This is a genomic window from Pedobacter suwonensis, assembly GCF_007833675.1.
Classification (GTDB): Bacteria; Bacteroidota; Bacteroidia; order Sphingobacteriales; family Sphingobacteriaceae; genus Pedobacter; species Pedobacter suwonensis.
Genome location: NZ_CP031708.1, coordinates 2,087,213 through 2,110,154, shown reverse-complemented (window position 1 = coordinate 2,110,154; position 22,942 = coordinate 2,087,213). Strand labels below are relative to the sequence as shown.

Below are 22,942 nucleotides of genomic sequence, written 5' to 3'. Positions count from 1 at the left end.
CAATTCAAAAAACAAGCGGTTTAAATTTAGAACATCTCATCTAAAAATAGTTTGTTTATGGAAAAGCGGAAAATCACTTTAAAAGGAATATGGGGCATTTTAAAAGCATCGTTTACAGGATTTACCAATCATAAGGTAACGAAACTTAGTGGCTCACTAGCCTATTATACGGTATTTTCTATGGCTCCTTTGCTTGTGGTAATTATTTCTCTATGCGGCATATTTTTAGGTAGGGAAATAGCTGAAGGACAGGTTTATGCCCAGCTTGAAGGATTCTTAGGTAGGGAATCGGCCATTTCCTTACAACAGTTAATTAAAAATGCTTATTTGGACGGAAAAAGTACCATTGCTTTAATTATCGGTATCGTTACCCTGTTAATTGGGGCAACAACCGTTTTTGGCGATATCCAGGATTCCATCAATACCATTTGGGGATTAAAACCTAAGCCTAAAAGAGGTTGGGTGAAGATGTTGCAGAATCGTTTTCTATCTTTTTCAGTCATTATAAGCCTTGGTTTCGTGTTATTGGTTTCGCTTGCCGTTACTTCTGTATTAGATGCTTTTAGCAGTCGCCTACAGGCCAGATTTGCCGAGGTATCCGTTATTGTGTTTTATATTATTAATCAAATTGTAACGCTTGCTGTTATTTCTTTGATATTTGGTGTGATATTTAAGGTATTACCTGATGCAATTATTAAATGGCGTGATGTAATTGCCGGTGCAATAGTTACTGCGGTTTTATTTATGATCGGCAAGTTTGCCATCTCTATTTATATTGGGCAAAGCAATGTAGGCAGTACCTACGGTGCAACGGGCTCATTAGTGGTTGTGCTTTTGTGGACTTACTATTCTTCAATCATTTTGTATTTTGGCGCCGAGTTTACCAAGGCTTATGCTGTTGCTTTCGGTTCAGAAATTTATCCTTCACATTATGCGGTAACTACAAAAGAAATTGAAATAGAAACCGATGGTAAATCCATTCAGGATAATCATCCTGAAATTAAAGAAGAAGTGAAAAAGGCATAGTTATTCTCCCCAGGCAGTAATCATTAATTTTCTTTGTCCGCCATGATTTCGATGTTCGCAAAGGTAAATGCCTTGCCAGGTACCGAGCGCTAACCTGCCATTTCGGATAGGGATACTTACAGAACTTCCTAAAAGTGCCGATTTTAAGTGTGCTGGCATATCGTCCGATCCTTCATAGTCGTGCTCATAATCCGGATCGTTTTCCTTTACCGTTTTATTAAAGAACATCTCAAAATCTACACGTACGGTTGGATCGGCATTTTCATTAATGGTAAGGGAAGCCGAGGTATGTTGTATAAAAACCTGACAAATACCAATATTAATCTCATTAATTTGGGGTAGGGCATCCTCAATCTCATCTGTAATAATATGGAAACCCCTTCTTCTTTCTCTCAGTGATAAGGCTTGTTGGTATATTTTCATTTAATTCTCAATGACTTTAATGAAATCCTTTTCGCTCGGTAAAACAGTTAAATACTTACTTGCGAAAATTTGTTCATTGTTTTCCGGAAGTGTATATCTTACTACAGATTCACTTTTATCCTGACAAAGAATAATACCGATGGTTTTGTTTTCATCTTCAAGTTTTACTTCTCTATCAAAATAGTTTACATACATCTGCATCTGGCCAATATCCTGATGTTTGAGTTCTCCGATTTTTAAATCAATAAGTACAAAACATTTTAAAATACGGTTGTAGAAAACCAAATCTATTTTGAAATGTCTTTCTTCAAAAGTTATTCTTTTTTGACGGGCTACAAAGGTGAACCCATTACCTAATTCCAATAAAAAATGTTCCAGTTTATCAATTAATTTTTGCTCTAACTCACTTTCTGAATAAAAATTTTGTTCAGGTAAGCCTAAAAATTCTAGTACATAAGGGTCTTTTATTAAGTCCTTGCTTTTTTCAATAATCTGTCCTTTTTGACCAAGAGATAATACTTCTTCTTTATTTTTACTTAACGCCAGGCGCGTATATAATGCTGAATCATATTGACGCTGCAGCTCGCGTAAACTCCAGTTATTTTTTATTGCTTCTATTTCATAAAAATTACGTTCGTTTACATCGGTTATTCTCATTAACTTAAGATAGTGAGACCATGTAAGTTTGAATTGCGCAGGCATTGTCTGCTGAATTGAATCTGAAGTTTTAGGAGATGTTTCTAGAATTTCATTATTTTCGAATTCGTCAGACACTGTCTGACGAATTGAATAGGTAAGGTAAAAATACCTCATTTGTTTTAAATTTGTTTCAGAAAAACCTTTGCCAAACTCTGAAACTAGCCTTTCTGAAAGCTCACTCAAAATTTGTTTGCCATATTCAGCTTTTTCTTTGCCATCCTGTTCCTCTTCAACAATCATCTTGCCGATTTCGAAGTAAGCAGTAGCCATTGCATTATTAATGGTTTGAGCAACGTTTTGCCTCGCTCGGTTAAGCAGTTCAATTACTTTAGTATATAAATTTTGCTTTTCAACTTGCATTTTACATCAATAGAATATATTCAATCTTATGAAATTAGCATTTTATCAAATGATTAGTTTTTAAGATTATTTCAAAAACTCCACATTCCAGATTTTCTCTGCTTTTCTACCAATTAACCAAAATGATGCAGCCAGTACCGAAAAAAACAAAGCTTTGTGCCAGCTATCCCAAAAGTATTCGAAATATCGCGTGTAGAGATTGATAAAGAGAAAAGTAATGCCAAATTCTCGGGCAATATCATCATGATACTTTAAGCCAAAGAGTGTACTGGCTACACAAATAGCGGCAGAAATTAAAGCCCAGTAAAATAAGCTCAATTGCCTTACCTGATACCATTCTTCAAGGTTGGCAAAGTTGCCAAATACCGATAATGCCCAAAGCGATACAAACAAATAAACCATACCCGCGATATAGGTAACCTGAAAGAAATTTTGTGTTTTCGGGAAAGCCCTCATCATGAAGGATGCCGCGGTTAATGAAGCGCCAAAAATCACAAAACGCAAAGGATAATTCATACCGAGGAAATAATAATTCCAACGGCTTAAATAGCCGGTTTCAGTACCAAACCAGGCACCAAGGGAGATTAAGGCAAAAATCCAGATCAAACGCGAGTTGAAGACATAACCTAAAGCCCCGTAAATAAAAACAGATATCAATATCAGGATAGAGAAATTGCCTGAACCATTATCAACTGCCTTCCCAAAATAAGCGATGGCATTTGCCGTGAGCAGAATAGCAGAAAATATAATGGCTTCATTGCTGAATTTTAGGTGCGCGAGTTTCTTTTTCCGCTTGAAACCTAAAATATAAAGCCATGCTGCCAATCCGCCTGAAACAATAGCAATCACAATATTTGGTGTATTATAAACCCGCTTTAAATAGTTAAGGATGGAATTGTCAATAAGGAGTGATCCCAATGCGATAAAACCACAAGCCAGGGCTACCCAAAAAGCATATTGTGCCAGGCGTAACCAATCGAAGTTTTTGGCTTCATAACTTTTACGAAGTTTATTTCCTGTTTCAGGATCGATTAAGCCATCATTTTGCCATTGCTCAATCATGTCATCAAGAAACTCACTTTTCTCTCTGTCAACTTTCATAGGATCGGTTATACACGAAGATATAAAATTATCTCGTCATTGCGAGGAGGTACCACGAAGCAATCTTTTGATTATGGGCGAGCATTGTAAGATTGCTTCGTCGGCTGAAAAAGCCTTCTCGCAATGACGATCACAACTATATAACCTCCCTAATCTTCTTATTATTCCCTACAATCCAAATTACATCGCCGTTATCGAACACAAAGTCCGACGAAGGATTTAAGATGCGTTCGGCGCCCCTTTCTATGCCCACAATTAAAGCCTGCGCTTTTTCCCGGATCCCTGCATTCCTGATGCTCAAACCATAAACCGGCGATTCGGTATGCACAACAACCTTTTGCAGGGTCATTTCTTTATCCGGAAAATTATTTTCTTCGGTTGTTTCTGGCGGATTAACTTCTAAAAGTGCCTTAACAGCTGCGAGTTGGTCATCTGCGCCAATCAATAATAATTTATCGTGTGGATAAAGCCGCTCATCTCTGCCCGGTGTTGGGATATTATTTCTCCCGCGTTCTATCAAGGCAATATTTACCCCGTATTTTTCTCTGATCATTAATTCAGTTAATGTTTTACCAACTACCTCCGATTCAGGAGAAACCCTGAGCTCTGTTAAGTGGGTGTCCCAGGGTAAAATATCTGGTTTCTGATTTTCTCTCGCATTTAAGTTCAATATGAACCGCCTTTCCAGTTTATCGTAAAATGACTGAAGTTTTCTGGAAAATATAACCATTCCCAGTACAATTAAAGCCAAAGCAATCAAGGCCGCGATCCAGGTATTAAAAAACTGATACATCAAAAATCCAACGAAGAATATGCCGAGCGCAACCCTGAAAAATTCGATCACGATCAATGGTCCGCGGGTATATTTTTTGTTCAACCAAAGGTGAGCGTATGCGGTACGTTGGATCCTTCGGATGGATAAGGCCCATAAAAATGGCGACATCAATATAAAAGAGACCACCACGCTGATGATAATGGAAGTCAAACTGTTAGCAATGTTGCTAGCAATAAACGGTTGTACATAACGGTAAGCCAAAAAGATTATCGCAATGATAATTACGGAATGGATTATAGTATTAAAGATGTACGAGCGCAATAAAACCTTCCAATCGCTCAAAGTGGTAATCCCTTCGGTACTCGAGCTATACCTTTCGATACCATCAAGCCATTTTTTTGGTAAAATACGGTTCAAATACTGATAAAAAGGTTCGGATAGCTTAATTAGATAGGGGGTTGTGAATGTGGTAACTGCCGCTGCTGCTACGGCGATCGGATAAAGAAAATCGCTTGTTACTTTTAGGGTTAATCCTAATGAGGCAATGATGAACGAAAACTCACCAATTTGTGCCAAACTCATACCCGATTGTACTGAGGTTTTTAATGGCTGTCCGGACAATAATGCACCTAAAATGGTAAAAATGATTTTACCGAAAATGATAACCACAGTAGCTACAAAAATAGGAACAGCGTATTTAACCAGCATAGAAGGATCAATCAGCATACCAACTGAAACAAAAAAGACTGCTGCAAATAAGTCTTTTACCGATTTTGTAAGATGCTCTATTCTTTCAGCCTGGGTGGTCTCAGCTAAAATAGAGCCCATAATAAATGCACCAAGGGCAGGAGAGAAGCCAACTTTATCAGCCAGTAAAACCATTACCAAACACAAAGCCAACGATACCACCAGCATGGTTTCGTCATTCATTAATTTTTTGGTTGCTTTAAGAAATGATGGAATTAAGAATATTCCGCCTAAGAACCAAAGTACTAAGAAGAAAGCCAGTTTTAGAATAGAATACAGCATTTCTGTACCTGCCGATTGCTGACTAACCGCAAGGGTAGAGAACAATACCAGGAGGAGGATCGCTACTAAATCTTCAACGATTAAAACCCCGAAAACCAGACCGGCAAACTTTTTATGCTTTAAACCAAGTTCTTCGAAAGCCTTAATGGTAATCATGGTTGATGAGATGGATAGAATTCCACCCAAAAACAGGCTGTCCATATCTTTCCAGCCCATGGCTTTCCCCACCAGGTAGCCGGCCAGGATGATAAATAATACCTTTACAATGGCCGTGATGGAAGCAGAACCTCCTACTTTAACCAGTTTTTTAAAGCTAAATTCCAGCCCTAAACTAAATAAAAGGAAAATAACTCCAATTTCGCCCCAAATGTTAATGCTTTTCGTATCGGTAACAGATGGAAAAAAATCTAAATGTGAGCCAACCAATAAGCCGGCCAATATATAGCCCAGAACAAGGGGTTGCTTAATTTTTTTAAATATGAGTGTGGTAATCCCTGCGGCAGCAAGTATCAAGCCTAAATCAGCTATTAAATCAGGTAAGTGCATCTATAAAAATGAGTAATGGTGTTAAATAATCTATCTTCGGACATCGTGTGTATCCGGACAGGTATTAAATTTTCAATAAGATAAAATTACCTACCAAAAAACGTGTTTCGGATAAAGCATTTTAAACAAACACCAATAATTATACCTTAATCTTTTGATTATAACTTTGGTATTAATGATTTTGTTCTTAAGAAGAGGGAATAGCAAAAAAGTGATCGGTACAAGAGCGCCAAAAGATATTTTTAAAGGAGAGATACCAATAGAATCTTTTTGCAGGCTTTCGTTATCCTGATTCAAATTTAAATGCTGCCTGATGACTTTTTTGTCTGTAACCGAGCTTGTTTTCGTATATTTTGATTGTACCTCACCTCTTTTCTTTTGCGATGCGATACCAGCAAAATTTATGGAAAGAGATAGGAATAAAACGATATAAAAAAGCCTCATTGCCGCTAATATAGCAAAAACGAGGCTTTTTTGGAAAGGAAATTTGGTAAACTGACTTTTGAATTGGATTACTAAAATTGAATTTTGTAAAGTAACATCTTTCAGGTCATCGTCCTTTCGAGCGGAGTGCAACGAAGTCGAGAAATCTATTTAAATAGATTTCTCCATTCCACTACGTTCCAGTCGAGAGGACGACTACTTAAGACAAATAAAATTATTTTATCCACTAAAATAAGCCAACGTAGCTTCCTTATCTTTTTGCAACTGAACAGTTAAAGCCTCTAAGCCGGTAAATTTTACATCGTGTCGTAAGAATTTCAAGAAGTTCATCTTAATATCCTGTCCATAAATTTCCCGGTTAAAATCAAAAATATTCACCTCAATATTTCTGGTCATGCCGTTAATGGTAGGCCGTTGACCGATATAAGCCATACCCTGGTAAGTAGTTTTGGGTTCGGAGCTTGGAGCTTGGAGTATACCCGCCTCTGAACGCTCAACTTCAAACTCCGAACTCATCTCTACCGTAACTGCATAAATACCATCGCCTGGAATCAGTTTATAAATTTCTTCTACAAAGATATTGGCCGTTGGGAAGCCAATTGTTCTGCCTATTTTATCACCTTTAATCACCCTGCCAAAAATAGAGAAAGAGTAGCCGAGGTAATCGTTAGCCAGCTCAACATCACCGGCCAGCAATGCCTGCCGTATCTTCGTTGAACTTACTGCCACATCGTGGATATCCTGTTCCATAATTTCTTCAACGGTAAAGCCGAAATGTGTACCGGCAGTTTTTAAAACGTTTAAATTGCCAGAACGGTCTTTACCAAAACGATGATCATAACCAATAATAATGTGTTTGGTGCCTATATTGTCAACCAAAATATTTTTAATGTAATCTTCTGGTAGTTGGTTGGAGAAATCGCGGGTAAAAGGCGTAATAATCAGATGGTCTACACCTAACCGGTTTAAAATTTCTGCTTTTTCATTAATGGTATTGATCATTTTCAGATCCTGGTTTTCAGGATCGATAATCATTCTTGGATGCGGGAAAAATGTTAAAATTACGCTTTCTCCATTATCGGCCTTTGCCTTTTGTACCAGCTGTTTGATGATTTTTTGATGTCCGAAATGTACACCATCAAAAGTACCGATGGTTACAATGGCGTTAGCTAATTTTTTAAATTCCGAAAGGTTATTGTATATCTTCAATGGGATAAGGATTAATGTAGTGCATGGCGTTTTACTACGCCGCCTTTTAAATCGGCAATCTGCTGTTGTATTACAAAAGCGTCCGAATCAATTTGCCTGATCGCGGTCTGCAATTTGCTCATTTCCAGTTTGGTAACAACGGTAAAAATAATATCGATATCTTTTTTTTCTCCATATCCGCCCTCGCCTTTATAGATGGTAACACCACGTTTCATATCGTTAATGATGAAATCCTTGATGGCCTCCTGATGGTCTGATATAACGGTGACCCCAGTGTACTGTTCCAAGCCATTTACGATAAAATCGATCGTACTTGATGCTGATAAATAGGTTAAAATGGCATAAAGTGCCGTTTCGATATTTAAGAAATAGGCAGCAAAAGCAAAAATGATGATATTTAAAATCAGGATAATATTTCCAACGGTTAAAATGCTGTTTTTACTGATATAAAGCGCTAAAACTTCTGTGCCATCAATTACACAGCCGCCACGCATCGCTAAACCAATCCCACCGCCTAAAAACAAGCCTCCGAAAAATGCAATGAGCAATTTATCGTGCGTAATGGGTTGGAAAGGCAGAATAATTAGCGCGAGTGAAAGCGTAGCGATTGCGATAGCCGTTTTCAGTGCAAAGCCTTTACCAATCTGCCTGTAACCTAAAATAACAAAGGGAATGTTGATGATGGCAATAAGGTACGATAAATTCCAGCCTGTTAAGGTGCTAACCAACAGGGAAATACCGGTAACACCACCATCAATAAAATGACTGGGCATTAAAAAGCTTTTTAAGCCAAAACATGCCGAGGTTACACCTGCAATTATTAAAAGGATTTCTTTAATAAACCTGGTGTTCCTGTTTTTGATATGGTTCATACAATTACTTCGGTTTTAGCTTCTTCTTTCTTACTACGAATATAATTAACAAGTTCTAATACCTCAAACGCATCTTTTAGCATAAAGTTTCCGCTTCGGGTACGGGTTAGCTTAGAAAGATAAGCTCCGCTATTTAAAGTTTTACCGAAATCAGATATCAATGAACGGATATAGGTGCCTTTACTGCAAACAATCCTGAAATCGATTTCAGGGAGTTCGATCCTGGTAATTTCAAATTCCGGTACACTTACAAAACGTTTCCGTAACTCAACTTCTTCGCCCAGTCTGGCTTTTACGTATAAACGTTCGCCATTTACCTTTACTGCTGAGTGCGCAGGAGGATATTGTTCGATATCGCCAATAAATGGTTCGCAGGTTGCATAAATTTCTTCTTCGGTAATGTTACTGATATCGAATGTTTCATCAACCTCGGTTTCCATATCGAATGATGGGGTAGTAGCACCTAAAATCATGGTGCCGGTATATTCCTTCTCTTCAGCCTGAAAAGTATCGATCTGTTTAGTAAGCTTGCCTGTACAGATAATTAAAAGGCCTGTAGCGAGCGGATCTAAAGTGCCGGCATGGCCAACCTTTAATTTTAGCGGTTTTAAAGAATTACGGATTTTGCCCACCACATCAAATGAGGTCCATTTGTACGGTTTGTTGATTAAAAGCAATTCGCCTTCAGCAAAATTGAAATCTTTGAATTTAGGATTTTCAGTACTCACAAATCTTTTTTGCACAAAGATACGGATTCAATGTGGTTTGCTTAAGTTTTTTTAACCACAGATGTATACAGATAGACACAGATGATTATTATCCGTATGCATTTATTTTATCTCCCAAAAATCGGGACAAGTTATGGTTAAAATATTTAGATGAATTATATAATCTGTAAATTATGTCCGCTTAGCAAAAGGATAATAATGATTAAACCTGCTGCAATTCTATACCATCCAAAAACTCTGAAACCATGTTTGTTCAGGTATCCGATAAAACTTTTTATCGCTAAAAGTGCTACAATAAATGCAACAACGTTTCCGATAATCAGCAGGTTGGTTTGGTCATGCGTAATGGTGTGTCCTTCTTTATAAAAGTCGTATAGTTTTTTTGCAGTTGCAGCAAACATGGTGGGTACCGCCAGGAAAAACGAGAATTCTGCTGCCACTTTTCTGCTTAATTTCTGACTCATTCCGCCCACAATAGTTGCTCCAGACCGTGATACACCCGGTAACATGGCAATACATTGGAAGAAACCTATTTTCAGCGCCGTTAAATAGCTGATTTCCTCTTCCTCATTAATGGTTGGTTTGTTAAACCACTTATCTACAAATAATAAAATAACACCTCCGATTAACAATGAAATACCAACGGCCATCGGGCTTTCTAATAATTCGTCGATTTTTTTGCTCAATAACAAGCCAAATACGGCTGCGGGAATAAAGGCCACGAGCAATTTAATATAGAAGTTTATCGATTTAAAGAATCTTTTAAAATATAGCACAACCACCGAAAGTATGGCGCCGAGTTGGATTACAATGGTAAAAAGTTTCACAAATGGTTCTGAGGCAATGCCCATAAGCGATGATGTAATGATCATGTGACCTGTGCTCGATACAGGTAAAAATTCGGTTAATCCTTCAACAATGGCAAGGACAATAGCTTCAAAAGAATTCATATTGTTTAGTTAATGGGCTATTCCCAATGTAATTTTATTTTATATTTTTTTAATTTTTTGTCTCGTGAAATCAATACTAAATTCTCTGAAATGGCTTGAGATACAATAATCCGATCAAAAGGATCATTGTTGATAAATTCGAGGTTTAGTAATGTTATGAGATGGGTTTCATTAATGGGGATAATCTCAATCTGGTTTCTTTCTGCAAATCTAAAAAGCGCTTCAAAGCCGATTTTTAAATCGAGCTTTCCAATCTGTTTTTTAATGGCAATTTCCCAAAAAGAAGCAATGCTTATGAAGCAGGATGTATTGATATCAGATAGCCTTTTTTTAACTGAAACAGGTAATTGATCATCACCTGCCACAAACCATAAAAAGGTATGTGTATCTAATAAATATGCCATTAAATATAATCTGCAAACATTTCTAAAGGCTCGTCAAAATCATCTGATAATTTGATCTTACCTTTCGCATACCCAAATTCACGTGATTTTAATTTCGGCTTATTTTTTTGTTTTGTTTTTAAGAATTCAACAAAATCTGCAACTTCCTGCCTAAGGTTTAGGGGAAGTGAATTAATTTCAATTTGCAAATTTGTTGTTGTCATATTATAAAGTTAAAAAACACTTTACCGAATACAAAACATTTATTTTTTTAAAATGGCATAAATACCAAAAGCAAAGCCTGCTAACACCACCATCGGCGCCAATAAAGTTCTTCTGAAATCGTAAATATCACCAGTGCTGCCCATCATCAGGATAAAACCAACTGCTACGATTGCAATGCTGATTAACAACAACTGATAATTTTTTTTGGTGAAAACCAATTCGTTTTTAACGTCCTTTACAACCGGACCTGTTTTTTTTTCTGCCATTATCTATAAAGATGATAAGATTTTAAACGTAAATATCTACTTACTGCAAACCATGTACTAATTCCTGTTATAAAAATACCCACAACCAAAAGGCCTATAAATACAAAGCCAAATTCCTGGTAGTTATTTAAAATAATAATTTCAGGCACCTCTTTGCGGGCGTAAATTAAAGTAGCCAATAAAATAATAATAGCTATAAATGCCGCAATTAAGCCATGTAAGGCCGCATACAGTAAGAAAGGACGTCGGATAAAATTTTTCGTTGCACCAACCAGCTGCATACTTTTAATTAAAAATCGCTGCGAGTAGATTGCTAATCTTATGGTGTTGTTAATCAGCGCTATCGAAATAATTAATAACAGCGCTGCAAAGGCTAAAATAATTAAACCGATGGTGTTGATATTTTTGTTTACCATATCAATTAAAGAACTCTGGTAAACTACTTCTTTCACTACAGGGTTTTTAGAAATACTGGTTTTTAAGGCCTCGATACTTTTATTGTTTGCATATTCTGCTTTTAAGTACACATCGAAGGTAGAAGTCAGTGGGTTGTATCCCAGGAAATTAACAAAATCCTCGCCTAAATCCTGTGTTAAGTTTCTGGCTGCAAGCTCTTTATTTACATATTGGGTCTGCTTTACCGCAGGGTTGGCATTCAGCTCTTTCTGGAAAGCCAAAACATCAGCTTCTTTTGCGCCTTCATCAACAATAATGTTTAAAACAATGTTTTCTTTGACGTAGTTAGATAGGTTTTTGGCGTGTACAAGTACTAAACCAAGTAGTCCAAGCATTAATAAAACCAAGGCAATACTGATGATAGTAGAGATATAAACGGTTTTGGTTTTCTTAGATGCATCACTTACTTCGAATTCTTCCATGTATTTCATTTTTGTTTCTGCGAAAATATAAATTATACCTGATAAACACCAATTAATGAATGTTAAATGAATACTAACGTACGCGATCTGCTTTTAGTTTGAAGATTAATTCTTCAACCAAGATGGTTGTTTTTCTAAAGACGGTACGAAATTTGTCAAAAAGGCGTTAATTATGGATATCGTAAAACTAAATTTAACTATGAACAGACAAATTACCATTTTTAGCCTATTCTTTTTTATCGCTTCTACATTTATTTCCTGCAAAAAAGACACTACTTCTTTAAAAGCCCAAATGATGGGTAAATGGACATTAAATAAAATCGTAACTTCTGGATACACCGCTGAAGAAACTTTGAAAGATCCAAAAAAGACGAACGGAACGGTTAATTATGGTACCACAAGTGACTATATCGACTTTAAGTCAAACAATGATGACCAGGTAGAGTTGAGTTTATCGGGAAACAGAACCATCGGTACTTACGTGATCATCTATTCCGATCAGTTTAGCATGGATATTAACGACGGGCTGAATTATTGTAAGATAAACAGCATCACAGCAGATAAATTAGAGTTTACTGCTAAAATTGATAAAACTAACGTAACCAAAGTATATTCTTTATCAAGATAAGATCTTAATCCCCGATTATTTGCGGCGCCATTGGTTTTAAAATCAATGGCGCTTTTTTGTTGCGTCGGTTGTTACCAACCGACGCTAAACGATGATTATTTTGCTTTACTGTGGTGTCAGTTGTTGCCAACTGACACGGAATAGCAGATCAGGATTCTTTCGATAGCAAGTCAGAAGCTAACATCAGATCTCACGGAGGGAACTATCAATAAATCATTTTTGATGGAGTAAATTAATAAAAGATAATTAAGGTTTCAATTATCCTGAATGCCCGGATAGTCGGATGGTAACATCCGACTACACATCCATAGTCCGTTTTTCCGGATTTGATTTCTTACAGGTCGTTTAATTTTGTAAAAATCCTTTAACAGTCAGATGTTAACAGTTACAATACATAATAAGCCTGGATTCTGGTCATAACTTATTCTCGTTCTGAATATATCCAAGGCTAAATATTATCCTGAATCTACTTTTTAAAGCCCCTTAATTTCCGTATTTTCGCCCCTTTAAAAATTTAAAACTTGCAATGGATTACCAATTCAAAGAAATAGAACAAAAGTGGCAGAAATTTTGGGCAGATCATCAAACATTTAAAGCCGAAAGCAATTCTGAGAAACCAAAATATTATGTGTTAGATATGTTCCCATATCCATCAGGAGCAGGTTTGCACGTTGGTCACCCGCTGGGTTACATTGCATCAGATATTTTTTCAAGATACAAACGCCTTAAAGGCTTTAACGTATTGCATCCAATGGGATACGATTCATTCGGGTTACCTGCAGAGCAATACGCCATACAAACCGGTCAGCATCCAGCCATTACTACTGAGGCTAATATTGCAACCTACCGCCGTCAGTTAGACCAGATAGGTTTTTCTTTCGATTGGAGCAGGGAAGTGCGTACCAGCGAGCCATCATATTACAAGTGGACACAATGGATTTTTATGCAGTTGTTTAATTCCTGGTATAACATCGAAAACGACAGGGCCGAGGACATTAGCACGCTGATCGAAAAATTTAATGCTTCTGGTACGGCTGACGTAAAGGCCGTATGTGATGATGACACCAGGGTATTTTTGCCAAGTGACTGGGCAACCTTTACTGAAGAAGAAAAACAGATTGAATTGCTAAAATACCGTTTAACCTATCTGCGTGAGAGTACGGTAAACTGGTGCCCTGCTTTAGGCACAGTTTTGGCAAATGACGAGGTTAAAGACGGCTTTTCTGAACGTGGCGGTTTTCCTGTTGAGCAAAAGAAAATGATGCAGTGGAGTATGCGTATTACGGCCTATTCTGATCGCCTTTTGCAAGGTTTGGATACCATTGATTGGCCTGAGCCAATTAAAGAAATGCAACGCAACTGGATCGGTAAAAGTGTTGGTGCATCTGTAAAGTTTGCAGTTGACAATTCGCAGTTGTCAGTTAAAGAAACTGGAAATTCAGAACCGAAAACTGAAAAATATATAGAGGTTTTTACCACCCGTGTAGATACCATTTTTGGCGTTTCGTACCTGGTTTTGGCTCCGGAACATGAGTGGGTTGCCGAATTGACCACACCAGAACAAAAAGAAGAAATTGCAAATTATATCGCTGTAACCAAAAAGAAATCGGAATTAGACCGTATGGCTGATACCAAAACGGTATCGGGTGCTTTTACGGGTACTTATGTGATTAATCCGGTAAGTGGCGAACGCGTGCAGTTGTGGATTGCCGATTACGTGCTGGCAGGGTATGGAACTGGTGCTGTGATGGGTGTCCCAAGCGGCGATCAACGCGACTGGTTATTTGCTAAACATTTCAATTTGCCGATTGTACAGATTTTAGATGCACAGAAAGATATCGATGTACAGGCAGATCCAACAAAAGAAGGAATATACATTAATTCTGGTTTTATTAACGGAATGGAATACAAAGAGGCGGTTGCCTTTTTGAACAACTGGTTGGAAGAACGTGGTGCAGGCAAGGCAAAAGTAAACTTCCGTCAGCGTGATGCGATTTTTGGTCGCCAGCGTTACTGGGGTGAGCCTATTCCGGTTTACTTCAAAGATGGATTGCCTTATTTGGTTAAGGAAGAAGAATTGCCATTGTTGCTTCCTGAAATTGATAAATATTTACCGACTGAAAGCGGCGAGCCGCCTTTGGCCAGGGCCGAAAACTGGTCGCCTGCTGATGGTGGACATTACGAAATGAGTACCATGCCCGGCTGGGCCGGAAGCAGCTGGTACTGGTACCGCTATATGGATGCCAATAACGATGCTGAATTTGCCTCAAAAGAAGCAGTTGAATACTGGAAAGATGTGGATTTATATATCGGTGGTTCTGAACATGCAACCGGCCACTTGTTGTACAGCCGTTTCTGGAATAAATTTTTGAAAGATTTGGGCTACACCAAAGAAGAAGAGCCTTTCAAAAAACTGATTAACCAGGGGATGATTCAGGGGAGGAGTAATTTTGTTTACCGCGTTAACGACGAGAATGGAAAACCTACCAATACCTATGTATCTGCTGGTTTAAGAAAAGAATATAAAACCTCGGCATTACACGTTGATGTGAATATTGTTGAAAACGATACTTTAGACCTAACTAAATTCAAAGCTTGGAGAGAAGAATATGCCAATGCCGAATTTATTCTGGAAAGTGGAAAATACATCTGCGGTGTTGAGGTAGAAAAAATGTCGAAATCAAAATTCAACGTGGTTAATCCCGATGATTTGATCGAGCGTTATGGTGCCGATACGTTGCGTATGTACGAAATGTTTTTGGGGCCTTTGGAGCAGAGCAAACCCTGGAATACCAATGGAATTGAAGGTGTATTTAAATTCCTGCGTAAATTCTGGAGATTATTCCACAACGAGGCATGGGAATTCACCGTATCTGATGTTGAACCTACTAAAGCAGAATTAAAATCATTGCACAAAATCATTAAAAAGGTACAGGATGATATTGAGCGTTTTTCGTTCAACACTTCTGTATCAAGTTTTATGATTGCGGTAAATGAATTAACAGATCTGAAATGTAAAAACCACCAGATTTTGCAAGACATGGTGATTATTCTTTCACCATATGCGCCGCATATCTGCGAAGAACTTTGGGTATTAATGGGTAACGAAGCTGGAACTTTATCATATGCTGCCTTCCCAACATTTAAACCTGAATATTTAGTAGAAGATGAGTTCGCTTATCCGGTTTCTATTAACGGTAAAATGAAAATGAACCTGAATTTGAGCTTAACATTAGCACAACCAGAAGTAGAAAGCATTTTATTGGCTGATGAGCAATTCCAAAAATTTCTGGATGGAAAGCCAACCAAAAAAATTATTTTCGTTAAAGGAAAGATTATTAATGTAGTGGTTTAAAGGTAGAAGCCGGAAGGTAATAGGGTGGAAGGTTTTCCTTGCGCTTGCCTAAGCTGAAAATATAAAAACCCGGGTTACGTTCCGTAATCCGGGTTTATTTTTATTAGCCTAACGCTGTCCAGGCTGTGGGTTTTAAGCCTTATGCCTTCTACCTTTCAGCCCTCTGCCTCACTAATCTCTCTTCCTTCTGTTTCCGCCAAATCTCCTGTTATTGCTCGCATTACGGGGTTTGCCGCTCATATTGCCATCGCCACCTCTTTTAGCGCCACCACCGCCTTTAGATTGGGCTTGCGGTTTACGTTTTATCTGGTTTTTGGCTAACATATTTTCCCAGCTTAACGGATAAGGATGATCATCAACAACCGGAAGCGTAATTTTAATCAGTTTCTGAATATCCAGCAGGTATTCGTTTTCTTCAGCATCACAGAATGAAATGGCAATACCATTTGCGCCTGCGCGGCCCGTACGGCCAATACGGTGAACATAAGATTCAGGAATGTTTGGCAATTCAAAATTGAACACGTGCGACAGCTGATCAATATCAATACCACGGGCGGCAATATCGGTGGCAACCAAAACGCGGATTTTTCTGTCCTTAAAATCTGTCAATGCCCTTTGTCTGGCATTTTGCGATTTATTGCCGTGTATAGCCGCCGCTTTGATCCCGGCATGGCCTAAATCCTTAACAATACGGTCTGCACCATGTTTGGTACGCGTAAAAACCAGGGCTGTCTGGATATTTTTATCTTCAAGAAGATGGATCAATAATTTCTTTTTATCTGGTTTGTCTACAAAATAAACCGATTGGACAATGGTTTCGGCTGTAGAAGAAATCGGAGTCACTTCTACTTTCGTCGGACTGGATAAGATGGTATTGGCCAATTTCTGGATTTCATCTGGCATGGTTGCCGAGAAAAATAAGGTCTGGCGTTTGGCAGGCAATTTAGCCACTACTCTTTTCACATCGTGGATAAAGCCCATATCCAACATTCTGTCAGCTTCATCCAAAACGAACAGCTCGATCGTATTCAGGTTAATAAAGCCCTGGTTCATTAAATCGAGTAAACGGCCAGGAGTGGCCACCAGAATATCAACTCCTTTTTTCAATGCCTCTACCTGCGAGAACTGGTTTACGCCACCAAAAATTACCAAATGGCGAAGGTTCAAATTTTTGCCATAGGCTTTAAAGCTTTCCTCAATCTGGATAGCCAGTTCGCGGGTTGGTGTTAACACCAATGCCTTGATATTTTTGGTTGCCTTGGTATTGATGTGTTTTTCGTGCAGTAACTGCAGCATCGGAATGGCAAAAGCAGCCGTTTTTCCGGTACCGGTTTGCGCGCAACCCAATAAATCTTTGCCTTTTAATATGGTTGGGATGGATTGCTCCTGTATGGGTGTTGGTTGTGAATAACCTTCGGTCTCAAGCGCCTTTAAAATTGGCTCAATGAGGTTTAATTCTTTGAATAACATGTATGTTTTTTATAATTTATCGAAGAAGCTAGAACAATCAAATTGTTGAAGGACTAACTTGCGGAGAGAATATGCCATTCAGAATGGCAAGCCCTTATTCCTGCTTCAGCGGCAAAGATACGAAAAAAAGTGCCATTAGTATATTTTATGGTAAATCTGATCTGAATCTTGATTATCATACAATTTATGTTTTTAAATATTACATATAATAATTTTTACACAGTATTTTTCGGATTTTTAATTTGTAGTATAATTATTTTTATATGTATATTTATTATTATTTAAGTGTATTTTTTACACTAATGATTACTGGCTTTGAAAATACCATTATGTAAACTATAAATTAAACAAGTTAAAACCTATCTAACCAACTACCTATGAGAAAAAAACTACTTACCCGCAGAAGAAATCCATTCTTCTTCCATACCTGCCTTTTTTTGAAATTATCCCAGCCGGGCGGATGGACTTTATAAATACTTCATCGTGAGCTGATTAAGGTAGACCGATGCTACTGGGTTTATTAAGCCAGGTCGCATCGGATTATAAATACGCATTATTTAACTAATCAATATAAACTTATGAAACAAAATTTATTCTGTATCAGGAGGGGGTTTCTTCTCTTGTGTTTAGGGATGTTATTTGCACTTGGTGCAATGGCCCAAACAAAAATCACTGGTAAAGTTATTGCGAGTGATGACAAATTACCCGTTGTTGGCGCAACTATCAAAATCAAGAATGGAACCGGAGGTACAACTACAGATGCCAACGGAACATTTTCTTTAAATGCAAAGCCTACTGATGTATTGGTGATTTCATTTATTGGATATGGAGGTAAGGAAGTAACGGTAGGCTCTCAAACCAGTATTACGGTTATTTTGCAGGCCGAAAACAACAACTTAACCGAAGTAGTGGTTACCGGTTACTCTGCTCAGAGAAAAAAAGACTTAACTGGAGCCGTTGCGGTAGTAAGCATGGATTTACTAAAAGCCCAACCTGCTGCAAGTGCTGTAGAGGCACTTCAGGGTAAAGCAACCGGGGTGCAGATTGTAAATGACGGTGCGCCCGGCTCCACACCACAAATCAGAATCAGGGGTAACAGTACCATTAATAACAACGACCCGCTTTATGTGATTGATGGAGTGCCTTTTGAAGGAAAGTTATCCTGGCTTAACCAAAATGATATCGAAAGTATGCAGGTGCTTAAAGATGCATCTTCAGCTTCTATTTATGGAGCACGTGCCAATAATGGTGTCGTAATTATCACTACAAAAAAAGGGATATCCGGTGCGCCAAAAATTACACTTGATTCTTACTATGGCACGCAAGTGCCAAGGCGGAGCAGCTTTCCTGAAATGATGAATCCTCAGCAATATGCACAGTATGTATTTGATGGATACACCAATGCGGGCAAACCTGTTGCGGCGGGTAAAAACTATGGTTCGGGTGCTACGCCGGTATTGCCCGAATATTTGGTGGCAGGTTTAAAACTTGGTCAGGATGTTACGGCGGCAGACGCAGACCCTGCCAAATATAATTACAGTCGTGATCCGAATTTATTTTACCAGATTACAAAGGCCAATAAAGAAGGTACCAATTGGTTTAGGGAAATTACGGAGGCTGCGCCTGTTCAAAATTATCAGCTTAGTGCTTCAGGTGGCGGAGAAAATGCAACTTATGCCGTTAGTGCGGGATACCTGAATCAAAAAGGCACGATAAAGTATACTGATTTTAAACGTTATAGTTTTAGATCCAATACCGGGATTTCTGCATTTAATAAACGTGTACGTTTTGGAGAGAATGTCCAGTATAGTTATACTGAAGGTTACGGATTCGGGGTTAACCCGAATACCCCAGGTGGTTACCAGGATCAGGGAAGTGCGCTAGGCTGGGCATACCGGATCCCTACCATTATCCCGGTTTATGATATTGCCGGGAACTTTGCCGGTAGTCGCGGTAGCCAGTTAGGTAATGCAGAAAACCCGCTTGCCTTTTTATACAGGGCAAAAGACAATGTCAATAAAAACAATTTCTTTTTTGGTAACATTTTTGGCGAGGGCGATATCATTCCCGGTTTGGTATTAAAAACTAATTTTGGTATACGTTATGAAAACTATAATGGTTTATCTATGCGTTATCCGAACCTCGAATTTTCTGAAGGTAATAATTCAAATAATTTGAATGAATATCAGGGATATAATACGGAATGGACCTGGACAAATACCTTAAATTATACTAAAGTAATTAATGAAGAGCACAAAATAAGTGCGTTAATCGGCACGGAGGCGATCAGGTCGAGATCCAGACAACTGAATGGAGGCCGGAATGATTTCTTTCTTTTGGGGAATCCTGATTATTATTACCTGACTACTGGTTCTTCAAACATTAACAACTCCAGTACCGGAGCAGTAGGTTCATTATTTTCCGTATTTGGTAAACTCGATTATTCGTTTAAAGACCGCTACCTGGCTAGTTTCACTATCCGTCGGGATGGTTCATCTAACTTTGGAGAGGCCAATAAGTATGGTAATTTTCCAGCGGTTAGTGCCGGATGGCGAGTATCTGAAGAGGAATTTATGAAGGGTATTAAATGGATTATGGATTTAAAACTTCGGGGCGGATACGGAGAAACCGGTAACCAGCGGATACCACCATATAACTACATGAACAGGTACGAAAGTTCTATTGCCAATGCTGCATATGCGGTTGGTGGTGGAAATGGCCTTACCACTGGTGTGCGCCAAAATGCTTATCAAAACCCCGATATCAAATGGGAAGCAGTAAAATCTTTAAATATCGGTCTTGATTTTACCCTATGGGGCGGAGCTATTGATGGATCGGTTGATTGGTATAACAAAAAAACAACTGATATGCTTTATCCTGTGCCATTACCATCAAGTGTAGTTGGTTTAGGAAGTTCGCCATTCGTAAATATTGGCGATATGAGCAATAAAGGGGTTGAATTTAATGTGGCTTATCATTATGGAAGAAATGCGGATAGCCCTTTTAAATTTGACATTGGTTTAAATTTTTCAAAAAACAACAATGAAATTGTAAAGCTGGCACCTGGTATTTTTAACCAGGTATATGGTAATTACAGGAGTTTACAAACCAGCGTACTACAGGAAGGTTCACCTCTTGGCTCATTTTTTGGCTATAAAACAGCGGGAATTTATCAGAGTACAGCCGATATCCAAAATAATCCTTCTTATGCTGGCGCAAGGGTGGGTGGCTTACGTTATCAGGATATTAATGGTGACGGAGTAATTGATCCGAAAGACCGCACCATAATTGGAAATCCAAATCCTGATTTCACCTATGGGATAAACCTAAATGTATCTTACAAAAACTTCGATATTTCTGCTTTCTTATATGGTGTGCAGGGAAATGACATTTTTGAGGCTACCCGTTATTTTACCGATTTCCCTTCCTTTGATGGTGCAAAAAGTGTTAGATTACTTAATGCATGGAGTCCAACCAATACCTCAAGTCTGATTCCATCTTCTTATGCAGGTGCTTCAGATCTGGAGTTTGCATCTTCAAGCTATTACATCCAGAAAGGAAGCTTTTTGAGGTTGAAAAATTTACAAATTGGCTATTCTATCCCAACAGCAAAAGTTTTTGGTCAAAATTCGGGTATCAGTAAATTAAGGGTATATGTTAGTACAAGTAACTTATTTACCATTACAAAATATACAGGCCTGGATCCGGAGATCAGTCAGATTGTAGACACTTTTACTGCTCCGGGAGTAGATCAAGGGGTTTATCCGTCACCACGTCAATTTTTAATCGGTATTAATGTTGGATTTTAATTAAAAGATATCAAGATGAAACATATAAAATATATTCTTCTTTCCTTATTAATTTGTATTACGTTTTCATGCAAGAAGGAATTTTTAACAGTTCAGCCTCAAGGTCAACTCTCAGAAGACCAGCTGATGAGCCAGGATGGAGTTGAGGGGCTTTTAATAGGTGCTTATGGTCTGTTAAATGGCAATGTGAATGGTACCTGGGGCAATTATGGTGCTGCACCGAGTCAGTGGTTATTTGGCGAAGTCGCCTCAGATAATGCACATAAAGGAAGTAGCACAGGTGATCAGCCACCAATGAACGCAATTGAACAGCATTCGCCAACCAGCACAAACGATAACTTATCAAATCTCTGGGACCGGTGTTTTGAGGGAATCCAGCGTTGTAACAGTACACTAAGGGTTTTAGCGAGTTTGCAAGCCGGAGGAGGTTCAGGTAAGTTTAGTGATGCCCGTGCAAAAGAAATCCAGGGAGAAGCCAGGTTACTGCGTGCACATTATTATTTCTTTTTGGTACGGGTATTTAAATCAGTACCTTATGTTACAGAAACCAGCAATGGTACTTTTGTTCCAAACGATAAGGATATTTATCCTAATATTATAGCCGATCTTCAATATGCTGTAGCTAATTTAAGTACAACCAAACCCAAAAACCAAAAAGGAAGGGTTGATAAATATGCCGCCCAGGCTTATCTGGGGAAAGTTTATCTATACCAGAAAAAATATACTGAAGCATACGATCTGTTAAATGCGGTAATTTTGGCCAAGGCAGATTTAACTACAATGCCTTATTCAGATAATTTCGACATTACCAAAGAGGACGGACCAGAAACGATTATGGCTGTTGAGCATTCGGTTGGAACAGATGGTACAAGCGGAGATAATGGGAACGTTGGCGATATGCTTAATTTTCCCTATGGTAATGCACCAATTAACTGCTGTGGCTTCTTTCAGCCTTCCATTGATTTAGCCAACTCTTTTAAAGTAAGTACTTTAGGTTTGCCATTGCTGGATGGAAGCTATCGCAATAATCCATATCAATCTGATTTGGGTTTGACTGGTTCAGCTAAAGATAATTATGTGGTAGATAAAACGCTACCTTTAGATCCTAGAATTGAATCTACCATAGGAAGAAGGGGCGTTCCCTACCGTGACTGGGGTTTAATGGCAGGCGATACCTGGATTCGTGATTCCAGTAACGGAGGCCCCTTTATCGCTGTTAAAAATACCATTGATATTGCCCAGCTAACCAGCGGAACCGCACCGGGTGCTACCAACGTGAGCGGATTAAATGTGAATCTGATTCGTTTAGGCGATGTTTATTTAATGGCTGCAGAATGTGCAGTGGAAAAAGGCGATTTAAGCAGGGCCTTAACGCTGGTAAATGCTGTAAGGGCACGGGCCGCTAAAATAACGCCACAAACCATAAATGGAACGCCTGCAGCCGCATATAAAGTGAGTCAATACCCGGCATTTCCGGATGATACTTATGCCAGAAATGCCGTACGTTTCGAACGTAGGTTAGAGTTAGCTATGGAAGGACACCGGTTTTTTGATTTGGTAAGGTGGGGTATAGTAAAACAGACCCTTGAGAGTTATTTTGCTTTTGAAGGCGGGTATTTTAACTACTTGAAAGGAATTAGTATAGAAAGCCGAGATGAATATTTCCCTTTACCGCAGGATCAGATAGACAGGAGTAAGGGAACGTTAAAACAAAATACCGGATATTAGGTGAATTGATAATGGAATCCACTAGCGGAGCGATGATC

Annotated in this window: 18 protein-coding genes; 5 read left to right on the top strand and 13 right to left on the bottom strand. The window is 38.5% G+C overall.

What is annotated here, in order from left to right; genetic code table 11:
• Positions 1-57 precede the first annotated feature (57 nt).
• Positions 58-1,026, top strand: a complete 969-nt coding sequence (locus tag DV942_RS08430) for a YihY/virulence factor BrkB family protein (RefSeq protein WP_134204118.1) — start codon at positions 58-60, stop codon at positions 1,024-1,026.
• Here DV942_RS08430 and DV942_RS08425 read toward each other — a convergent pair whose 3' ends face one another.
• The 12 genes from DV942_RS08425 to DV942_RS08370 all read right to left on the bottom strand — a co-directional run bounded on the left by DV942_RS08425 (position 1,027) and on the right by DV942_RS08370 (position 11,914).
• The gene (locus DV942_RS08425) at positions 1,027-1,449 is read right to left on the bottom strand and encodes a secondary thiamine-phosphate synthase enzyme YjbQ (RefSeq protein ID WP_145856799.1); all 423 of its coding nucleotides are present in this window, start codon (positions 1,447-1,449) and stop codon (positions 1,027-1,029) included.
• A complete protein-coding gene (locus DV942_RS08420; protein WP_145856797.1) occupies positions 1,450-2,508 on the bottom strand; it encodes a PDDEXK nuclease domain-containing protein in 1,059 nt (352 codons plus the stop codon). It lies immediately after the preceding gene.
• Between the two features lie 66 nt (positions 2,509-2,574).
• Positions 2,575-3,609 (bottom strand): DUF2157 domain-containing protein, encoded by a 1,035-nt coding sequence (locus DV942_RS08415; RefSeq protein ID WP_145856795.1) that lies wholly within the window; start codon positions 3,607-3,609, stop codon positions 2,575-2,577.
• A 136-nt stretch (positions 3,610-3,745) separates the two neighbouring features.
• Positions 3,746-5,959, bottom strand: a complete 2,214-nt coding sequence (locus DV942_RS08410) for a cation:proton antiporter domain-containing protein (protein ID WP_145856793.1) — start codon at positions 5,957-5,959, stop codon at positions 3,746-3,748.
• Between the two features lie 663 nt (positions 5,960-6,622).
• Positions 6,623-7,612, bottom strand: coding sequence for a bifunctional riboflavin kinase/FAD synthetase (locus DV942_RS08405; protein ID WP_145856791.1), 990 nt, complete (start codon positions 7,610-7,612; stop codon positions 6,623-6,625).
• Positions 7,613-7,623: 11 nt separating this feature from the next.
• Complete coding sequence (locus DV942_RS08400; RefSeq protein WP_090981508.1) at positions 7,624-8,484, bottom strand: YitT family protein; 861 nt, start codon at positions 8,482-8,484, stop codon at positions 7,624-7,626.
• The gene (gene truB, locus DV942_RS08395) at positions 8,481-9,212 is read right to left on the bottom strand and encodes a tRNA pseudouridine(55) synthase TruB (RefSeq protein WP_145861674.1); all 732 of its coding nucleotides are present in this window, start codon (positions 9,210-9,212) and stop codon (positions 8,481-8,483) included. The genes DV942_RS08400 and truB overlap by 4 nt, the downstream gene beginning before the upstream one ends.
• Before the next feature lie 155 nt (positions 9,213-9,367).
• Positions 9,368-10,162 carry an undecaprenyl-diphosphate phosphatase gene (locus tag DV942_RS08390; RefSeq protein WP_090981512.1) on the bottom strand — a complete coding sequence of 265 codons (795 nt, stop codon included), beginning with the start codon at positions 10,160-10,162 and terminating at the stop codon, positions 9,368-9,370.
• Between the two features lie 17 nt (positions 10,163-10,179).
• Positions 10,180-10,566 (bottom strand): type II toxin-antitoxin system VapC family toxin, encoded by a 387-nt coding sequence (locus DV942_RS08385; RefSeq protein ID WP_145856789.1) that lies wholly within the window; start codon positions 10,564-10,566, stop codon positions 10,180-10,182.
• Entirely contained in the window at positions 10,566-10,769 is a 204-nt protein-coding gene (gene vapB / locus DV942_RS08380) for a type II toxin-antitoxin system VapB family antitoxin (protein ID WP_090981516.1), read from the bottom strand. The genes DV942_RS08385 and vapB overlap by 1 nt, the downstream gene beginning before the upstream one ends.
• A 39-nt stretch (positions 10,770-10,808) precedes the next feature.
• Positions 10,809-11,036: a DUF3098 domain-containing protein gene (locus DV942_RS08375; protein WP_090981518.1), complete on the bottom strand. Its 228-nt coding sequence runs from the start codon at positions 11,034-11,036 to the stop codon at positions 10,809-10,811.
• A complete protein-coding gene (locus DV942_RS08370) occupies positions 11,036-11,914 on the bottom strand; it encodes a cell division protein FtsX (RefSeq protein ID WP_090981820.1) in 879 nt (292 codons plus the stop codon). The genes DV942_RS08375 and DV942_RS08370 overlap by 1 nt, the downstream gene beginning before the upstream one ends.
• A gap of 199 nt (positions 11,915-12,113) precedes the next feature.
• On the opposite strand from DV942_RS08370, the gene DV942_RS08365 reads away from it, so the two are divergent.
• Complete coding sequence (locus DV942_RS08365; protein ID WP_145856787.1) at positions 12,114-12,542, top strand: hypothetical protein; 429 nt, start codon at positions 12,114-12,116, stop codon at positions 12,540-12,542.
• A 526-nt stretch (positions 12,543-13,068) separates the two neighbouring features.
• Positions 13,069-15,897: a leucine--tRNA ligase gene (leuS, locus tag DV942_RS08360; protein ID WP_145856785.1), complete on the top strand. Its 2,829-nt coding sequence runs from the start codon at positions 13,069-13,071 to the stop codon at positions 15,895-15,897.
• 171 nt (positions 15,898-16,068) lie between these two features.
• Here leuS and DV942_RS08355 read toward each other — a convergent pair whose 3' ends face one another.
• The gene (locus tag DV942_RS08355) at positions 16,069-17,367 is read right to left on the bottom strand and encodes a DEAD/DEAH box helicase (RefSeq protein ID WP_145856783.1); all 1,299 of its coding nucleotides are present in this window, start codon (positions 17,365-17,367) and stop codon (positions 16,069-16,071) included.
• A 578-nt stretch (positions 17,368-17,945) separates the two neighbouring features.
• On the opposite strand from DV942_RS08355, the gene DV942_RS08350 reads away from it, so the two are divergent.
• Both DV942_RS08350 and DV942_RS08345 read left to right on the top strand, forming a co-directional pair.
• Complete coding sequence (locus DV942_RS08350) at positions 17,946-21,176, top strand: SusC/RagA family TonB-linked outer membrane protein (protein ID WP_145856781.1); 3,231 nt, start codon at positions 17,946-17,948, stop codon at positions 21,174-21,176.
• A 15-nt stretch (positions 21,177-21,191) separates the two neighbouring features.
• Positions 21,192-22,904, top strand: a complete 1,713-nt coding sequence (locus DV942_RS08345) for a RagB/SusD family nutrient uptake outer membrane protein (RefSeq protein ID WP_145856779.1) — start codon at positions 21,192-21,194, stop codon at positions 22,902-22,904.
• Positions 22,905-22,942 lie beyond the last annotated feature (38 nt).